Source organism: Serratia nematodiphila DZ0503SBS1, assembly GCF_000738675.1.
GTDB lineage: Bacteria > Pseudomonadota > Gammaproteobacteria > Enterobacterales > Enterobacteriaceae > Serratia > Serratia nematodiphila.
Map to the genome: position 1 here is coordinate 4,108,640 of NZ_JPUX01000001.1, position 16,855 is coordinate 4,125,494.

General features: G+C 60.7%; 20 protein-coding genes. 4 read left to right on the forward strand and 16 right to left on the reverse strand.

Annotated elements, in window-relative coordinates; all coding sequences use genetic code 11:
• Positions 1–257 precede the first annotated feature (257 nt).
• The 6 genes from ycfP to hinT form a co-directional block, all read right to left on the reverse strand.
• Complete coding sequence (gene ycfP, locus JL05_RS18985) at positions 258–800, reverse strand: alpha/beta hydrolase YcfP (protein WP_015377468.1); 543 nt, start codon at positions 798–800, stop codon at positions 258–260.
• Between the two features lie 79 nt (positions 801–879).
• Complete coding sequence (gene nagZ, locus JL05_RS18990) at positions 880–1,899, reverse strand: beta-N-acetylhexosaminidase (RefSeq protein WP_021504926.1); 1,020 nt, start codon at positions 1,897–1,899, stop codon at positions 880–882.
• 37 nt (positions 1,900–1,936) lie between these two features.
• On the reverse strand, positions 1,937–2,803 hold the full coding sequence (thiK, locus tag JL05_RS18995) for a thiamine kinase (protein ID WP_033633344.1): 867 nt from the start codon (positions 2,801–2,803) through the stop codon (positions 1,937–1,939).
• Entirely contained in the window at positions 2,784–3,374 is a 591-nt protein-coding gene (gene lpoB / locus JL05_RS19000) for a penicillin-binding protein activator LpoB (protein WP_033633345.1), read from the reverse strand. The genes thiK and lpoB overlap by 20 nt, the downstream gene beginning before the upstream one ends.
• Positions 3,375–3,400: 26 nt before the next feature.
• Positions 3,401–3,790, reverse strand: coding sequence for a YcfL family putative periplasmic lipoprotein (locus tag JL05_RS19005; RefSeq protein WP_015377465.1), 390 nt, complete (start codon positions 3,788–3,790; stop codon positions 3,401–3,403).
• 11 nt (positions 3,791–3,801) lie between these two features.
• A complete protein-coding gene (hinT, locus tag JL05_RS19010) occupies positions 3,802–4,152 on the reverse strand; it encodes a purine nucleoside phosphoramidase (RefSeq protein WP_004928776.1) in 351 nt (116 codons plus the stop codon).
• Between the two features lie 221 nt (positions 4,153–4,373).
• Here hinT and JL05_RS19015 point away from each other — a divergent pair, with 221 nt between their 5' ends.
• Positions 4,374–5,279, forward strand: a complete 906-nt coding sequence (locus JL05_RS19015; protein ID WP_033633346.1) for an ABC transporter substrate-binding protein — start codon at positions 4,374–4,376, stop codon at positions 5,277–5,279.
• Here JL05_RS19015 and JL05_RS19020 read toward each other — a convergent pair.
• The gene (locus JL05_RS19020; protein WP_074469396.1) at positions 5,276–5,653 is read right to left on the reverse strand and encodes a winged helix-turn-helix transcriptional regulator; all 378 of its coding nucleotides are present in this window, start codon (positions 5,651–5,653) and stop codon (positions 5,276–5,278) included. The two genes, JL05_RS19015 and JL05_RS19020, sit on opposite strands and share 4 nt — an antisense overlap.
• A 99-nt stretch (positions 5,654–5,752) precedes the next feature.
• Between JL05_RS19020 and JL05_RS19025 the strand changes: the two genes are divergently transcribed.
• The gene (locus JL05_RS19025) at positions 5,753–6,502 is read left to right on the forward strand and encodes an SDR family oxidoreductase (RefSeq protein ID WP_033633347.1); all 750 of its coding nucleotides are present in this window, start codon (positions 5,753–5,755) and stop codon (positions 6,500–6,502) included.
• Positions 6,503–6,539: 37 nt separating this feature from the next.
• Here the strand turns inward: JL05_RS19025 and JL05_RS19030 are convergent, their stop codons facing one another.
• Positions 6,540–7,844, reverse strand: coding sequence for an Nramp family divalent metal transporter (locus JL05_RS19030; RefSeq protein ID WP_033633348.1), 1,305 nt, complete (start codon positions 7,842–7,844; stop codon positions 6,540–6,542).
• A gap of 229 nt (positions 7,845–8,073) precedes the next feature.
• Between JL05_RS19030 and mntR the strand changes: the two genes are divergently transcribed.
• Together mntR and JL05_RS19040 are read left to right on the forward strand one after the other, a co-directional pair.
• On the forward strand, positions 8,074–8,544 hold the full coding sequence (gene mntR, locus JL05_RS19035; protein WP_016928182.1) for a manganese-binding transcriptional regulator MntR: 471 nt from the start codon (positions 8,074–8,076) through the stop codon (positions 8,542–8,544).
• Between the two features lie 14 nt (positions 8,545–8,558).
• A complete protein-coding gene (locus tag JL05_RS19040; RefSeq protein WP_033633349.1) occupies positions 8,559–8,924 on the forward strand; it encodes a DUF4180 domain-containing protein in 366 nt (121 codons plus the stop codon).
• Positions 8,925–8,980: 56 nt separating this feature from the next.
• On the opposite strand, the gene ptsG is transcribed toward JL05_RS19040, so the two are convergent.
• From ptsG to acpP, 8 genes are all read right to left on the reverse strand, one after another.
• Positions 8,981–10,414 carry a PTS glucose transporter subunit IIBC gene (gene ptsG, locus JL05_RS19045; protein ID WP_015377458.1) on the reverse strand — a complete coding sequence of 478 codons (1,434 nt, stop codon included), beginning with the start codon at positions 10,412–10,414 and terminating at the stop codon, positions 8,981–8,983.
• A gap of 343 nt (positions 10,415–10,757) precedes the next feature.
• Positions 10,758–11,534, reverse strand: a complete 777-nt coding sequence (locus JL05_RS19050) for a metal-dependent hydrolase (protein WP_033633350.1) — start codon at positions 11,532–11,534, stop codon at positions 10,758–10,760.
• 19 nt (positions 11,535–11,553) lie between these two features.
• Positions 11,554–12,561, reverse strand: coding sequence for a DNA polymerase III subunit delta' (gene holB / locus JL05_RS19055; RefSeq protein ID WP_033633351.1), 1,008 nt, complete (start codon positions 12,559–12,561; stop codon positions 11,554–11,556).
• Positions 12,561–13,199, reverse strand: coding sequence for a dTMP kinase (gene tmk / locus JL05_RS19060; protein WP_033633352.1), 639 nt, complete (start codon positions 13,197–13,199; stop codon positions 12,561–12,563). Before tmk ends, holB begins: the two co-directional genes overlap by 1 nt.
• Complete coding sequence (gene mltG, locus JL05_RS19065; RefSeq protein WP_033633353.1) at positions 13,189–14,214, reverse strand: endolytic transglycosylase MltG; 1,026 nt, start codon at positions 14,212–14,214, stop codon at positions 13,189–13,191. Before mltG ends, tmk begins: the two co-directional genes overlap by 11 nt.
• Before the next feature lie 13 nt (positions 14,215–14,227).
• Positions 14,228–15,025: an aminodeoxychorismate lyase gene (gene pabC / locus JL05_RS19070; protein ID WP_033633354.1), complete on the reverse strand. Its 798-nt coding sequence runs from the start codon at positions 15,023–15,025 to the stop codon at positions 14,228–14,230.
• 144 nt (positions 15,026–15,169) lie between these two features.
• The gene (fabF, locus tag JL05_RS19075; RefSeq protein ID WP_033633355.1) at positions 15,170–16,411 is read right to left on the reverse strand and encodes a beta-ketoacyl-ACP synthase II; all 1,242 of its coding nucleotides are present in this window, start codon (positions 16,409–16,411) and stop codon (positions 15,170–15,172) included.
• Positions 16,412–16,493: 82 nt separating this feature from the next.
• Positions 16,494–16,730, reverse strand: a complete 237-nt coding sequence (gene acpP / locus JL05_RS19080) for an acyl carrier protein (protein WP_004719003.1) — start codon at positions 16,728–16,730, stop codon at positions 16,494–16,496.
• Positions 16,731–16,855: the final 125 nt, after the last annotated feature.

Consider the following 16,855-nt stretch of genomic DNA (forward strand, 5'->3'; position numbering starts at 1 on the left):
TAAAATAAATCGGCTCTCTGCAGCCAGAATAGCATGTGAGGTTATTTGGTCATACCAAAATTGACGTACATCAAATTTTTTTGGTTAAAGGCTGGACGCGGGGATTTTTTGGGGATTGTGATTCAAATAGTTAGCGCTGAGTCACAGTTTTAAATTTTGCCGATTGCCACACAGAATCTTGCTTTGGCGTACAAAAAAGCCGCACTTTCCGCCGGTGAAAAACGGGGCGCGCGGCTCGCGGCAGCGTTATGAAACTGTTAACCCAGCGCCTTGAACGCCTTGAGCCGCTGCAGATGCGGAGAGATGTTTTTGAACTTGTGCGTCTGCTGTTCATCCCACACGATCTCGTAGTAGTGATGCAGCAATTCGGCGCTGCGCCGGTTATCCAGCACCTCGTCGTGGCGCGACAGCACCACCAGACAGCGATCGCGGTTTTTCTCGCGGAAATCCTCCACGCACTTGGTGGCGATATCGCGATACTCTTCCGGCCGGTCTATCTTGCCGTGCATGTGCTCTTCCGGGTACAGGTTGGGATTGAACATCGCCTGGCGAATGCCGCACAGGAAGCCGATGCGCTCCGCCCAGAAGCCGCCTAGGCCAACCCCGCAGATCAACGGGTGCGCATCGCCGCCCTGCTGCACCGCCTTGTCCACCTCCTTCAACAGATGCTGCATGTCGTGACGCGGATGCAGCGTGCTGTAGCTGATAAAGCGCACGTCCGGATCGATAAACTGCAGCTGTAATACCTTTTCATGATTGCCGGGACTGGTGGAATCGAAGCCGTGCAAATAGATAATCATGTGGATCCTCGCAACAAGCCAAGAGCCGCGGGCGCGGCCCTCATCATTTCCGCTCTGCGCCGCGATGCGGCACCTGGATTCACCCTTGCGAACGCTGCTTGTGCTCCTCCCAACGCTCGCTCAACGCGCTGAGCGCCTTGTGCGCCTGCTGCCAGCGCTCGGAGTCGCGCAGTTCCTGACGGGTGAACTGACCGCGATGATATAACCGCTTCACCTTCTCTGCTTTGACCGGGGACAGGTTATCCAACACGCTGACCGCACCGGCGCGGTTGTTGCACACCAGGATCATGTCGCATCCGGCATCCAGCGCCGCCTGGCCGCGCTCGGCGTAGCTGCCCATGATGGCGGCGCCTTCCATCGACAGATCGTCGGAGAAGATCACGCCGTCGAAGCCCAGCTCCTGACGCAGGATCTGCTGCAGCCAGTAAGGCGAGCCGCTGGCCGGACGCGGGTCCGCTTCAGTATAGATGACGTGGGCCGGCATGACGGCGTCCAGCAGCTGGCGGTTGATCAGCTCGCGGAAGATCGCCATGTCGTGCTCGCGGATCTGCGCCAGCGGCCGCGGATCGCGCGGGGTTTCCTTGTGCGAATCGGCGCTGACGGCGCCGTGCCCCGGGAAGTGTTTACCGGTGGTTTTCATGCCGGCGCTGTGCATGCCGAGGATAAAGCGCTCCGCCATCGCCAGCGCCTGCGGCGGATCGCTGTGGAACGAACGCTCGCCGATCGCCGCGCTGCCGTGGCCGATGTCCAGCACCGGCGCGAAGCTGATGTCGATATCCTGCGCGATCATCTCCGCCGCCATCAGCCAGCCGGCCTCCTGCGCCAGACGGCCGCCTTCCTGCGCATCGTGCAACGCGGCGAACGACTGCGCCGCCGGCAAACGGGTGAAACCCTCGCGGAAGCGCTGCACACGCCCGCCCTCTTGGTCTACCGCCACCACCAGCCGATCGTGCGAGGCGGCGCGGATCTGGCGCACCAGCTCACGCAGTTGCTCCGCATCGTGGAAGTTACGGGTAAACAGGATCAATCCGCCAACCAGCGGGTGTTTCAAAATCTCGCGTTCCTCTGCATCCAGCTCGTAGCCGGCGACATCTAGCATTACTGGGCCCACGGGCACCTCACTTCATTTTGTTCGTTCAGAATTCGGATGATGATAAACAGAATCGCCGGCGCACCGCAGCGCCCCAGCGCAAAAATTCAACGTCGCCGCTCTGCTGCCAGCGCACTTCAAACCACAGCAGCATCAGATAATCCACCCACGGCAGCCAACGGCGCACCTGCGCCTGCAACCGGGCGACGTCGCGATAGCCCTGATGCGCGTAGTGCTGCAAAAAGCGCTGCTGCTGTTCGGCCGACCAGCCGTTGCTGCGAAACAACGCGGCGATATCCAGCGCTATGTCGCCGTCGGCGGCATACTCCCAGTCGATCAGCCGCAGCTCTTCGCCCGTGGTGAGCAGATTGCCCGGATGGATATCCATGTGCAGCGGCGCCAGGCGCAGCGGCCGTGGCAAGGCGCTGCGTAAAAAATGACGCTGCAGGCGCAGCCAGGCGGGGGTTAAACGCCGCGTATCCAGCAGCTGCCAGTAGCGGAGGAATTGCCGCCGCAGATCCAGCCGGTAACCGCTGAGCGGCCGCCGATGCAGCGTCGCCACCATCGCCGCCAGCTCGCCGCGCTGATTCAGCGCGTCAAATTCGGCATTTGTGACGACGTCACCTTCAAGCCATTCGAGGATAAGCCACTGATTATTCCGTGCGAAAACCCGTGGCCCCAGCCCCGGCGCACAGCGACGCAGAACCTGCGCTTCCCGCCGCCTGCTCACGCCCAGCGCGCGTTTCTCCGCGCTATGTTGCCGCGCCAGCAGCGTGACGCCCGAACCGTCGATGCGCCAGCTCTCGCCGGTCAGCCCCTGCACCGGGCTGAAATGACAACCGGCGGTATTCACCGCCGGCAGTCTGGTTTCCATCAATCGTCGCAGTGCGGCCTCAGCGTTTAACGGCGCCATTGCCCGACCAGACGATCTCGCCGGTTTGCACCAGCATCAGCTGCATATCCAGCGCCGGTGACTTCACGTCGCCGCTGACATCGCTGTACAACACGTACTGCGCGCCGACGATGCGCGCCAGGCCAATCGCCTTACTGCGCGAGCCGAAGCTGTCATCCGCCGACAGGCCCAGCGTTTGTCGGGCGCTGGTCAGCTTCGCTTCCGGCACCACGCTGAAAGTGGAGTTCGACGCCAACGCCTTATACAGTGCCGCGGTGGCTTTGCCCATCTGCAGCGAGCCGTTGGTGTTGTTCTTGACGCTGTCCAGCAGCAGCACGCTGCCGGCCGTGACGCCATCGGCCTTCAACATCTGCCCCACCAGCGGTTGAACGCTGCCCAGCCAGTCGAGCTGCTGGATTTTCGGTGGCTGCGGCACTGGCTCGGTAGTTGGCGGCTGCGGCTGCTCGATCGGCGGCGTCGGCTGATCCGGCTCGACGGTGACCGGCGGCAACGGTTGTTCCGGCTCAGGCGGGCGCGACAGACAGCCGCTCAGGGTTAATGCGGCCAGCGCCACTAAGACGTACTTTTTCATGCTTTTTCTCCAAACCTGGCAAGCGCTTATAGGTACAGATACAGACGCGCGCTTTTAGCGTCCAGATTGCCGTTAATCGAGTAGATTTTGGCGTCCGAGTCGGGCGCCACCACGATCTCACGCGGTTTCTCGAAGGGGCGAATATCCAGCCCCTGCGCGTCGTACCAATAGAAACGGTAATGTACGGTGACCGGCGTCGGCTGACTGTTATTGAGCACCGAGGTTGCCATCACCCGCCCGGAAGCGTTCGAAATAGAGGGCGTGTCGGCCAGAATACCGGCGGTCAGCACCGAGGGATCCATCACCACCGTCTGCCCTTGGTTGACCGCGATGCCGGGCGGTGAGCTGCATCCCATCAACAATGCGGCGGGCAGCGCCAACGCCATCAGACCACGCAGAGTTTTTTTACCGCGCATGATTTCCTCGCTTAACGTGACAGCAGCGGCCCCAGCGAGCGGCCACCGACCAGGTGCATATGAATATGATAGACCTCCTGACCGGCGTGGCGGTTGCAGTTGACGATCAGGCGGTAGCCGTCCTCGGCGATGCCTTCCTGTTCGGCGATTTTCGCCGCGGCGGTGATCATGCGACCCAGCGCGGCTTCGTGCTCCACGGTCACGTCGTTGACGGTTGGGATCAGCACGTTGGGAACGATCAGCACATGGGTGGGCGCCTGGGGGGAGATGTCACGGAAAGCGGTCACCAGTTCATCCTGGTAAACCACATCAGCAGGGATTTCGCGGCGGATAATTTTACTGAAAATCGTTTCTTCGGCCATCTGGCGTTCCTTGTTTTACACAATTAGCTGTACGCAGTATGAGTGACAAATTCTACTGCTTTCAACCTGATTGCGCACTTTCCACGTCGAGTGCTGCAGATTCGCGCAGCCCGGCCCCCCACTTGTGCATCTTTTCACTTTGGTTATTCACTATTGTTGCTTTACTTGCCCCGCGCCGCCGCCAATAGTAACTCCATGATTAACAAAGGATAGAGGGCGTTATGTTACCGAGAATTTCAGCGCTGTGCGCGCTGTTGCTGAGCGCCGCCGTGCAGGCGGCCCCGTCGGGCGGTATCGACCTGCAGGCTAACCGACAGCCGATACACGCAGAGAAGAATCCCGCCGCTATCGCGCTGATCCCGGCGAACTTTCACTTCGCGGTGCCAGGCAAGCTGACGGTGGCGGTGGCATTCGAGAACTCCCCGCCGCTGGCGCTGTTCGCCGAAGACAATAAAACGCTGATCGGCAGCGATCCGGACATCGCCCGCCTGGTGGCCGATAGCCTCGGACTGGAGCTGAATCTGGTGCCCACCTCCTGGGAAGATTGGCCGCTTGGCATCAGCACGGGCAAATACGATGCGGCAATCTTCAACATCGCCGTCACCAAACAGCGTAAAACCAAATTCGACTTCGCCACCTACCGGGTGGATACGCTGGGCTTTTACGTCAAATCCACCAGCCACATCACCGCGATCAACCGGCCGCAGGACGTCGCCGGTCTGCGGATCATCGTCGGATCCGGCACCAATCAGGAAAACATTCTGCTGGGATGGGATAAGCAAAATCGCGCCGCCGGGCTGCCGCCGGTACAGCCGATCTACGTGACCGACGACGCCGCCACCAACCTGAGCATTCAGTCCGGGCGCGCCGATGCGTTCTTCGGCCCCCACTCCACCGGCGCCTACAAGGCGGCGCTGACCGGCAAAACCAAAATGGTCGGCATCGGCCCCAGCGTGGCCTATGTCGCGGTCACCACCAAAAAAGGCAACGGGCTGGTGAACGCCGTCAACGCCGCGATCAATGGCGCGATCGTCAACGGCGAATATGCGCAGGTGCTGGAACGCTGGGGCGAAGGCGACGAAAAGGTCGAGCGTTCAACCATCAACCCGCCGGGCATCGGCGACTAGCCGCCGATCAGCTGCGGCGCATGCCGACGCATCCACTCGGCCAGCGAGTCCAGCGTTGGCCGCAGCGATTTGCCCAGCGCGGTGACCTGATACTCCACCCGCGGCGGCACTTCGGGAAACACCTGCCGCGTCACCAGGCCGCGCTGTTCGAACAGCCGCAGCTGGCGCGTCAGCTCCTTCTGCGCAATGGGCGCCACCGCCCGCTGCAGCTCGCTGAATCGCACCGGGCCGTCGATCATGATCAGCCGGTACAAGATCGGTATCGCCCATTTGCCCGACACCAGATTGACGAAGTCCACCATCGGGCAGGGTTCGCCCGCCGTCGGCAACGCCGCCAAATTATTTTCCGCCGCTAAGGGCGCTTGCGCCGTCATTTCATCCCTCCTCGTCTATTAGTATCCAAAAGGTGCCTACTATGCAAAAGGAACTATAGCGCAAATAATGCCGCAACAGACGCTAAAGAGGAATCGGTTATGTCACGACTGCAAGGCAAATACGCATTGATTACCGGCGGCACCAGCGGCATCGGGCTGGAAACCGCTCGCCAGTTCATCGCCGAGGGCGCTTTGGTTGCGATCACCGGCCGCAGCCAACGCGCCCTGGACGCGGCGGGCCAGGCATTGGCGGACAAGGCGCTGTTGCTGCTGAGCGACGCCGGCGACATCCCACAGCAGCGCGCGCTGGCGCAGCAGTTGGAGCAGCGGTGGCCGCGGCTGGACGTGCTGTACGTTAACGCCGGCGACGTCACGCATCGCCCGCTGCAGGAGTGGGATGAGCAAAGCTATCAGCGGCTGATGGACATCAACCTGAAGGGGCCGTTCTTTCTGATCCAGGCGCTGCTGCCGCTGCTGGCCAACCCTTCTTCGGTGATCCTGTGCGGTTCGGTCAGCGCCCATATCGGCCTGCCGCAGAGCAGCGCCTACGCCGCCAGCAAAGCCGGTTTGTTATCGCTGGCCAGAACGCTCTCCGGCGAGCTGCACGCGCGCGGCATTCGCGTTAATGGCCTCAGCCCCGGCCCGACCGAAACCCCGGCATTGGGTAAACTGGGGTTGGCGGAAGCGGACGAGCGGGCCTTGCGCGACGATATCCGCGCGCTGGTGCCGATCGGCCGCATGGGCAGCGCGCTGGAGCTGGCCAAAGCGGCAGTGTTTCTGGCGGCGGACGAGTCGGCCTTTATGGTTGGCGCCGAGCTGCAAATGGACGGCGGCGTGGGGAATTTATAATTTAGCGACGCGGCCGCGCCCCGCGCGGCCCGCAAGATCACCCCAATCCAGGGATGTCGACGCCGAAAGTCTGCAGCAGCAACACCACGTTGAGCAGCACGATCACCACCGTGCCGACCACCGCCGCCAGACTGGTCCAGCGGCCGTTGGCGAACTCGCCCATGATGTCGCGGCGGCGGGTGAACATCACCAGCGCGATCATCGGCGCCGGCAGCGCCAGGCTCAATATCACCTGACTGTAGACCAGCGCGTCGGTGGCGTTGACGCCCATCGCCACCACGATAAACGCTGGCACCATGGTCACCAGGCGGCGCACCCACACCGGGATGCGGAAGCCGACGAAGCCCTGCATGATCATTTGCCCGGCCATGGTGCCCACCACCGAGCTGGAAATGCCGGAGGCGATCAGCGAAGCCAGGAAGATGCCGGCCGCCGCCGCGCCGAACAGCGGCGTCAGGGTATGGTAGGCGGTGCCGATTTCGGCCACGTCGCTGTTACCGGCGTGGAAGGCGCTCGAGGCCATGATCACCATCGCAATATTCACCAGCCCGGCAAGCGCCAGCGCGATCACCACTTCAATATTGGAAAAACGCAGCAGCTTGCGCCGCTCGCCGTTGTCGCTGGCCGGGCTGCGGTGCTGAGTCAATCCCGAGTGCAGGAAAATGGCGTGCGGCATCACGGTGGCGCCGATAATGCCGACGGCGATGGTCAGCGCCTGGGCATCCGGCAACTGCGGCGTCACCATGCCGAGGCCGGCCGCCTGCCAGTCCACCGGCACGATGAACATCTCCACCAGGTAGCACAGCGCAATGATGCCCACCAGGCCGCCAATCATCAGCTCGACCGGGCGGAAACCTTTCTTTTCCACCATCAACAGCGCATAAGTGATCACCGCCGTCACCCCCATCCCCGCCAGCAGCGGCATGTGGAACAGCAGCGCCAGCGCGATCGCCCCGCCGAGAAACTCCGCCAGATCGGTGGCCATCGCCGCCACTTCGCTGAGCAGCCACATGCCGATCACCACCGGCCGTGAAAACTGGTCGCGGCACATTTCCGCCAGATTGCGGTTGGTGACGATGCCCAGTTTGGCCGACAGCGCCTGAAACAGCATGGCGATCAGGTTGGCCATCACCACCACCCACAGCAGGCTGTAGCCGTATTTCGCCCCGGCCTGAATGTTGGTGGCGAAATTACCGGGATCCATATAGGCGATAGAGGCAATCACCGCCGGGCCGGCGAACAGCAACGGCGTGAAGGCACCGCGCTTGCGTCCGGCAAGGGCGGCGCCAATCGCGATGTTGGTCCGTTCGGTTAACGATGAGGGGGTTGCCGCGTCTCGCATGAAGTACCCTTAATCTTTTACTGGTTATTTTTCCACCGTTCATGCTGACAATGTAGCATCGGCTACACTTTATGCAACAGGCGAAATTAATGGGCTTTGTGTAGAGATATTTCTAACTACCACAATGCATGGCATCGAATTGATAATGTGTGCTATTTGGACTAACTTAGGGCAACCCTCCCGCATTGCCGGGAGACGCCATTTTTATGCTTACAGGACGCCCCACGCTATGGTTACCCGCGCGCCAGATAACGCCGACCGCCACGCCCAGACCGACATGCCGGACGAGGCCGAGCACGCCCTGCGTTTTAGCCGCGCCCGCGAAGCGCAGTCCAATGCGCTGATCGAAGATTACGTTGAGCTGATCGCTGATTTGCTGCAAAGCACCCGTGAAGCCAGAACCACCGATATCGCGCGCCGCTTCGGCGTGTCTCACCCGACGGCGATCAAAAATATCGCGCGGCTCAAAAGCGCCGGGCTGGTGGAGTCGCGCCCTTATCGCGGGGTGTTTTTAACCGAGGAAGGCGAACAGCTGGCGCAGAAGGTGCGCCGCCGTCACCGCATCGTGGTCGATCTGCTGATGTGCCTCGGGGTGCCGAGCGAAACCGCCGAGCTGGACAGCGAAGGGATTGAACACCATATCTCGGACGAAACGCTGGCGGTGTTCGAGCATTACCTGCAAAAGCACGCCAAACCCTGACTCCCGGAGCACCGATGAGCTACGCCGTGCAGCAAGTCTACGATCAGCGCCTGGTGGTATTCGCCGAAGCCGGGCCGATGTTGAAAAGCGAAAACGACGTCAGCCTGTTTATCGCGCCCGCCTTTGAACACGAGGCCGGGATGATTGCCCTCCCCGTCAGCCGCCTCGACGCCGCCTTCTTCCAGCTGAGGAGCGGCATGGCCGGCGCCGTATTGCAGAAATTCATCAACTACCGCCTGCGCGTGGCGCTGCTGGGCGATATCTCCCCCTGGCTGGCGCAAAGCTGCGCGCTGCAAAACTTCGTGCGCGAAGCCAATCGCGGCGAACAGGTCTGGTTCCTCCCTTCTCTCGCCGAGCTCGAACAGCGCCTTGGCGCCTGACGACAGGCAATAAAAAAGGGAGGCTTTCGCCTCCCTTGGTAACTCCCCTGCCTGAATCAGTGATTACGGATGTATTCGTCCATATCGGTTTTCAGGTTGTCGGACTTGGTGCCGAAGATGGCCTGCACGCCGGAGCCAGCGACGACTACGCCGGCTGCGCCCAGTTTCTTCAGGCCCGCCTGGTCAACTTTGGACACGTCGGCCACGCTGACGCGCAGACGGGTGATGCAAGCATCCAGGTTAGTGATGTTTTCTTTGCCGCCGAAGGCCTGAACCAGCGCCGCGGACATTTCGGAACCGCCCTGCGCAGACTGCTCGGCAGCGGTGTCTTCACGGCCCGGCGTTTTCAGATCCAGCTTGGCGATCAGCACGCGGAAGATGGTGTAGTACACCAGACCGTAGACGATGCCGACGATTGGGAACAGCCAGATTTTGCTGCTATTGCCGCTCAGTACGATAAAGTCGATCAGGCCGTGCGAGAAGCTGGTGCCGTCACGCATGCCCAACAGGATGCAGATTGGGAACGCCAGACCGGCCAGGATAGCGTGGATCACGTACAGGATCGGCGCGACGAACATGAAGGAGAACTCGATCGGCTCGGTGATACCGGTCAGGAACGAGGTCAGCGCGGCGGAGATCATGATGCCGCCGACTTTAGCGCGGTTTTCCGGCTTGGCCGAGTGCCAGATGGCGATGGCCGCAGCAGGCAGACCGTACATTTTGAACAGGAAGCCGCCGGACAGTTTGCCCGCGGTTGGGTCACCCGCCATATAGCGAGGGATGTCGCCGTGGAACACCTGGCCCGCCGCGTTGGTGAATTCACCGATTTGCATCTGGAACGGTACGTTCCAGATGTGGTGCAGACCGAACGGCACCAGAGCACGCTCAACCACGCCGTAGATGCCGAAGGCCACGACCGGGTTCTGGTAAGCCGCCCACTGCGAGAAGGTCTGGATAGCCGTACCGATCGGCGGCCAGATGAAGGACAGCACTACGCCCAGAACGATCGCCGCCAGACCGGAAATGATCGGCACGAAACGCTTACCGGCAAAGAAGCCCAGGTATTCCGGCAGTTGAATGCGGAAGAAGCGGTTGAACATATAGGCCGCGATGGCGCCGGAGATAATCCCCCCGAGCACGCCGGTATCCGCCAGGTGTTTGGCCGCAATCTCTTCAGCCGGCAGGTGCAGCACCAGCGGCGCAACCACCGCCATGGTTTTCACCATGATGCCGTAGGCCACCACCGCCGCCAGCGCGGAAACGCCGTCGTTGTTGGTGAAGCCCAAGGCGACGCCGATGGCGAAAATCAGCGGCATGTTGGCGAAGACCGAACCGCCCGCTTCCGCCATCACGTGGGAGACTACCGCAGGTAGCCAGCTAAAGTTGGCGGAGCCGACGCCCAGCAGGATACCTGCGATAGGCAACACGGACACCGGCAGCATGAGCGATTTACCTACTTTTTGCAGGTTTGCAAATGCGTTCTTGAACATAGTTGAGTGTGCTCCTGAGTAATAATGCTTTGCTACTTCTTGTCGCGATACGTCGCGCTGCAAGGGGGGGAGAAAAACCCCTGCAATTCAGGGTGTCTGAGCACCCCTTGAATTTATTACGCAGAGTAAAATAAATAGCCTGCGCAATGTTTGATGACAATCACGTTTCGATGATCGAGCCGCGGCAACTTTGCATAAACCGGCGTTTTTTTGGCAAAAGAGAGCAAAAAACGCGCACCTACCACCTTGAAACGGGAGGGAACCTTACCCGTTTCAGTGATTAATTACGAGCTTAAAAAAAATTACGCAGACAATGACCTACAGCTATAGCCTAGGTCAAAGATCACAGATCGAGGTGAAATAAGCGTGAAAAGTTGGCGGTGGTGGCTTCGGCCAGCTGTTCCAGGCTAACGCCCTTCAATACCGCCATGTATTCAGCCACATCGCGCACATAGGCGGGTTGGTTTTCTTTGCCGCGATGCGGCACCGGCGCCAGGTAAGGCGAGTCGGTTTCCACCAGAATGCGATCCAGCGGCACGTAACGTGCCACTTCGCGCAGCTGTTCAGCATTGCGGAAGGTCACGATGCCGGAGAAAGAGATGTAGAAGCCCAGATCCAGCAAGGCTTCGGCCGTGGCCAGATCTTCGGTGAAGCAGTGCAGCACGCCGCCGCAGTCCTGTGCATTCTCTTCACGCAGGATCGCCAACGTGTCCGCGCGCGCGTCGCGGGTGTGGACGATCACCGGCTTGTTCAGATCCCGGCCGATACGGATATGCTCGCGGAAAGAGTCCTGTTGCAGCTCAAGGTTATCCTTCTGGTAGAAGTAATCGAGCCCGGTCTCCCCCAGCGCCACCACCTGCTCCGCCGCCGCCAGGCGACGCAGCTCGGCGTAATCATAGCCCTCTTCCAGATTGAGCGGATGCACCCCGCACGAGAAGGCCACGTCGTTACGCTCGCCGATCAGTTCGGTCATGGAACGGTAGCCCGGCAACGTGGTGGCGACCGCCAGCACATAGCCGACGTCGCGCGCTTTGGCCTTGGCCAGCGCGTCGTCCACATTCTGGTGCAGCGTCTGATAATCCAGACTGTCAAGGTGGCAATGAGAATCGACTAACAACATAATTTTTAACTCTTTAACTTTACAGCGAGTGAGGGTGGGAATAGCCGGCGGCGCCGAGCATCTGTTCCCAGCGAAGTAACTGTTCGGTCAGCAGCAGCTCGCGGTTAACGCCCACCACGCTGAGCAGCTGGTGACGGCAGTTCAGCCACTGCTGCACGATCTGCTGCAGCGAGGCGCTGCTCAGCAGGCTGGCCAGCTGATGCACCAGCGGTTGCTGATCCTGATTCAATACATAGTGATGCGCGCCTTGCTGCCACTTCATGGCGTCCACCAGCAGCGCGCACAGCCAGTGCAGGCGCTCAGCGACGTCTTCATGGTTCAGCACCGGCAGCAGCGACAGCATATCGCGCTGCGGCAGCGCGGCGCTCAACGCGGCACACAGCGCGCTGCGCTGCTGCCACTGCTGTGGCTGCAACAGCTGTTCGGCGGCCAGCGGCGCGCCGTCGTGCAGGCGCAGCGCCGTGAGGCGGTCCGTCTGAGAGCCGGCCGCCTGTCGGCCCAGCCACTGCAGGCTGAGCTGCTCCTCCGGGCTGGCCAAATGCCAGTACAGGCAGCGGCTGCGCAGCGTCGCCATCAGCCGCGACGGCTCACGGCAACCCAGCAGGAAATAGGTTTTCTCCGGCGGCTCTTCCAGCGTTTTAAGCAGCGCGTTGGCCGCCGCCTCGGTCAGCTGTTCCGCCTGCGGCAGCCAAATCACCTTGGCGCCGCCCTGCTGCGCATGGGCATACAGCGTTTCAATCACCTGGCGAATCGGTTCGATGCCCAGGCTGCTCTTGCCCTTTTCCGGCGCCAGCACGTGATAATCCGGGTGGTTGCCCGCCAGCATCAGCCGACAGCTGTGACACTCGCCGCAGCTTTTTTCACCGTTGCGCTGCTGACAGATCAACCAACGGCTCAGGCCATAGGTCAGCGCATCGTCACCGTTGCCCGGCGCCGCGTGCAGCAGCAGCGCATGATGGCCGCGCCCCTCGGCGTACTGCCCAATCAGCTGGCGATAAGGGCCATTCAGCCACGGATACCAGTTCATTATGCGCCTTCCTGCTGCCGCAACCAGTGGCCGACGCAGTCGCGGATCGCCGCCGTCACCTGCTCCAGCGGCTGGGCAGCGTTAACGGTGACGATGGTTTCATCCTGCGCCGCCAGCTCGAGATAGCGCGCGCGGGTGCGTTCGAAGAACGGCAGCGCCTCCTGTTCAATGCGATCCAGCTGGCCGCGCGCCTGTGCGCGTTGCAGGCCGACCAGCGGCGGCAGATCGAGATAAACCGTCAGATCCGGGCGGAAATCCCCCAGCACGGTGTCGCGCAGCGAGGCCATCAGCTGCGGATCTACGCCACGGCCACCGCCCTGGTAAGCCTGTGAAGAGAGATCGTGGCGATCGCCCACCACCCAGGCGCCGCGCGCCAGAGCCGGTTTAATCACGGTTTCCACCAGCTGCACGCGCGCGGCGTACAGCATCAATACTTCGGCCTTGATGGTCGGCAATTCGCCGTCGATGCCGCGCTTGAACAGATCGCGCAGTTTCTCCGCCAGCGGCGTGCCGCCGGGTTCACGGGTGAAGACGATGTCGCTGACGCCGTGTTCGCGCAACACATTGACCACCGTATCGCGCGCGGTGGTCTTGCCCGCGCCTTCCAGCCCTTCGATAACAACGAATTTACTTTTCATTCTTTTCCTTTAACGCCTGACGGTACACGCGCACCGCCTGGTTATGGCTCGCCAGATTGGTGGTGAAGGTATGCCCACCCTTGCCGTCGGCGACAAAATAGAGATATGGCGTTTTGGCCGGATTGGCGGCCGCCTGCAACGAGGCCTCACCCGGCATGGCGATCGGCGTTGGCGGCAGGCCGGCGATCACATAGGTGTTGTAAGGCGTCGGCGTCTCCAGATCCTTGCGCGTGATGCTGCCATTATAGCTTTCGCCCATGCCGTAGATCACCGTCGGATCGGTCTGCAGACGCATGCCGATGCGCAAGCGGTTGACGAACACCGACGCCACCTTGCTGCGCTCTTCCGGGACCGCGGTCTCTTTCTCGACGATCGAAGCCATGGTCAGCAGCTCCTCCGGCGTTTTGTACGGCAGGCTGGTGTCGCGGCCGGCCCAGGCGGCCTGCAGCGCTTTGTTCATGCGCACGTGCGCGCGTTTGAGCAGCGCGATGTCGCTCATGCCGGCGGTATACTGATAGGTATCCGGGTACAAATGCCCTTCCGGGGTTTCGCCCGCAGGAATGCCGAGCGCAGCGGCGATCTCCGCTTCGCTCTTGCCCGCCAGGGTGTGTTTCAGGTATTTGGACTGCTGCAACACCTGCTGCCAGTCACGCAGGCGTGAGCCTTCGATAAAGCGTGCGGTGAACTGTGCCTCTTTGCCGCTGGCCAACAGTTTCAGCATCTGACGCACCGTCATGCCCGGCGTGAACCGGTAGGTACCGGCTTTAAATTCCGCCAGCTCCGGCTCCAGCTTCAGCAGCCACTGGAACCAGCGGCCATTGTGCACCAATTTGTCGCGCACCAGTAACCCTTCGAGCGCTACCCGGCCAGTGCCGGCCGGCAGTTTGAAGATGGTCTCTTGCTGGATGGCCAGCGGCGTATCGGCAAAGCGTTCGATCTTCTGATAGCCCCAAAACAGCAGCGCCAATGCCAGAACAACAATAACAGACAGGACCTTCAGCTTTCTTTTCTTCATCAATTAGCCATGGTTAACAGTGTGGACGCAAAAAATCATACAGCTGACGCGAAGCATAACGCCATGATTGTGCAGCGTTTACCGGCAGCAACGGCATCAGTGCATTGCTCACCAGAACTTCGTCGGCATCGGCCAGCGTCTCCAGCGGTTCACTGACGCAATGCAGACGGTATTCCGAGCCCGCCAGCAGCGCGATCACTCGCCGCCGCATCAGGCCCGCGACGCCCGCCTGGCTCAGATCCGGGGTAAATACCGCTTTTCCCTTACGCCAGAACAAATTAGCCGCACAGCATTCCACCAGCATACCGGCAGTGTCAAGCACCAGCGCCTCGTCGGCGCCCGTCTGGTCAAGATGCGCGCGGATCAGCACCTGCTCCAGGCGGTTCAAATGCTTCAACCCCGCCAGCAGCGGATTGCGCGCCAGCGCCACCGGGCTGAGCGCAAGCGTAATGCCCTGCTCGCGCCACTGCAAATAGTGCGCAGGGTAGCTGCTGCGGGCAACAATGCGCGTCGGGTTCTCGCACCCGGTCGGGCTGTAACCCCGCCCACCGCTGCCGCGCGTCAGTATCGCTTTGACCACGCCGAGCGGAATTGATTCGGCCGCCAGCGCCATCTCGCGCTCGAACGCCGCCCAATCGGTGGCGGGCAGCATCAGCCTCTGCGCCGCTTGCTTCAGCCGCTCCAGATGCCAGGGCAAAAGCTCGATTTTACCGTCGATAACCCGGGCAGTCGTAAAACAGCCATCGCCGAACTGCAGGCCGCGATCACTCGGCGCCAGCGCGTCGTGGCGTTGTCCGTTAATCCAGTACATGCTTCCTCCTGTTGCCGGGTTATTTCATTACGCTCGCAGAATAGCAGGCGGCGAGGCAATACGCAGCCCTGCTGACGGCCGGACGCCAGGCGTAAAAAAGCCCGGTTAAAAAACCGGGCTTTCATCAGCGTTCGACAGCGCGAGTTACACTCGGCGGAAGATCAGCGAGCCGTTGGTGCCGCCGAAGCCGAAGGAGTTACACAGGGTGTACTCCATATCGCTGACCTGGCGCGCTTCGTGAGGCACGAAGTCCAGATCGCAACCTTCATCCGGGTTATCCAGGTTGATGGTTGGCGGTACCGCCTGATCGCGCAGCGCCAGCACGGTGAAGATGGACTCGATCGCGCCTGCCGCCCCCAACAGGTGGCCGGTCATCGATTTGGTCGAGCTCACCAGCACACGCTCTGCATCGGCGCCGAACACGGATTTCACCGCCTGCGCTTCCGCCTGGTCGCCCGCCGGCGTAGAGGTGCCGTGCGCATTGATGTAACCGATTTGTGACGGGGTCACACCGGCGTCAAGCAGGGCATTTTCCATCGCCAGCGCAGCGCCTGCGCCGTTTTCCGGTGGCGACGTCATGTGATAAGCATCGCTGCTCATCCCAAAGCCAACCACCTCGGCGTAGATTTTCGCGCCGCGTTTTTTCGCGTGTTCGTACTCTTCGAGCACCATCATGCCGGCGCCGTCGCCCAGCACGAAGCCGTCGCGGTCTTTATCCCACGGACGGCTCGCCGCCTGCGGATTGTCATTACGGGTGGACAGGGCGCGCGCTGCGCCAAAGCCGCCGACGCCCAATGGGGTGCTGGCTTTCTCTGCCCCACCGGCCAGCATCACGTCCGCATCATTGTAGGCAATGATGCGCGCCGCATGGCCGATATTGTGCACACCTGAAGTACAGGCGGTGGCGATGGAAATGCTTGGGCCACGCATGCCGTACATGATTGTCAGGTGACCTGCAATCATATTCACAATGGTGGAAGGCACGAAGAACGGACTGATTTTCCGTGGGCCACCGTTAACCAGTGAACTGTGGTTTTCTTCAATCAAACCCAGGCCGCCGATGCCGGAACCGATCGCGGCTCCAATGCGGCTGGCGTTAGCCTCGGTGATGTCCAGACCTGCATCCTGCATGGCTTGCATGCCGGCAGCGATACCGTACTGGATAAAGGCGTCCATCTTGCGCGCATCTTTGCGAGAGATGAAATCCTCAGAATTAAAATTCTTTACCAGGCCAGCAAACTTGGTCGCATAGGCAGTGGTATCGAAATGGTCGATCAGGCTGATGCCACTCTGACCGGCAAGAAGAGCGTTCCACGTGGACTCTACCGTATTGCCGACAGGAGACAACATGCCCAGTCCGGTCACAACTACTCGACGCTTAGACACGTTTGTCCTCCAGGGAGGGAAAAATATGACACTAGGGATAGAAAAAACTTAGGCGGTCGAACGACCGCCTAGATATGTTCTCTTACTGCTGGCTAGCGTTGATGAAATCAATAGCTGCCTGAACAGTAGTGATCTTCTCAGCTTCTTCGTCTGGAATCTCGGTGTCGAATTCTTCTTCCAGTGCCATTACCAGCTCAACGGTGTCAAGAGAATCAGCGCCCAGATCTTCAACGAAAGAAGCGTTGTTCAAAACTTCTTCCTGTTTAACACCCAGTTGCTCAACAATGATTTTCTTAACGCGTTCTTCGATAGTGCTCATACTCTTAAATTTCCTATCAAAACTCGCTTTCGCGATGGTTTTCGTAGTGTATAAAATGCTGAAAAAGATGCAACTAAATCCCGGCTGGTCAAACCACGATTTTACGCTATTTTGCGGTTTTTGCC